At 45.4% G+C, this 834-nt stretch carries 1 protein-coding gene; it reads left to right on the top strand.

Annotated features, from left to right (window positions below):
• Positions 1-834, top strand: an 834-nt coding sequence (locus R7E78_RS25630) for an alpha-amylase (protein WP_318058546.1), incomplete at both ends; no start/stop codon positions are given.

Raw genomic sequence — 834 nt, 5'->3', positions numbered from 1 at the left:
CACTTTGACGGTGTTGACTGGGATGATGCCGGCAAAGAAAAAGCGATCTTTAAATTCAAAGGCGAAGGAAAAGCATGGGATTGGGAAGTCAGCTCTGAAAAAGGCAATTACGACTACCTAATGTACGCCGATTTAGACATGGATCACCCAGAAGTTAAACAAGAGCTGAAAGATTGGGGTGAGTGGTACATCAACATGACCGGCGTTGATGGCTTTAGAATGGATGCCGTGAAGCACATTAAATATCAGTATCTACAAGAGTGGATTGATCATTTACGTTGGAAAACAGGCAAAGAGCTTTTCACCGTTGGTGAGTATTGGAATTACGACGTAAATCAACTGCATAACTTTATTACTAAGACCTCTGGCAGTATGTCGTTGTTCGATGCGCCGCTTCACATGAACTTCTACAACGCGTCAAAATCTGGCGGCAATTACGATATGCGCCAAATCATGAATGGCACGTTGATGAAGGACAACCCAGTCAAAGCAGTGACTCTCGTAGAAAACCACGATACACAGCCACTGCAGGCGTTAGAGTCGACAGTAGATTGGTGGTTCAAGCCTCTTGCTTACGCATTCATTTTATTGCGTGAAGAAGGTTATCCGTCGGTGTTCTACGCAGATTACTACGGCGCGCAGTACAGCGACAAAGGCTACAACATCAATATGGCCAAAGTGCCTTACATTGAAGAACTTGTAACACTGCGTAAAGAGTATGCGTATGGCAAACAGAATTCTTATCTCGACCATTGGGATGTGATTGGCTGGACCCGAGAGGGCGATGCTGAACATCCAAACTCAATGGCGGTGATCATGAGTGATGGACCGGGC

The sequence above is a fragment of the Vibrio sp. YT-19(2023) genome (genome assembly GCF_033337395.1).
This window is presented reverse-complemented; position numbering and strand designations above follow the sequence as displayed.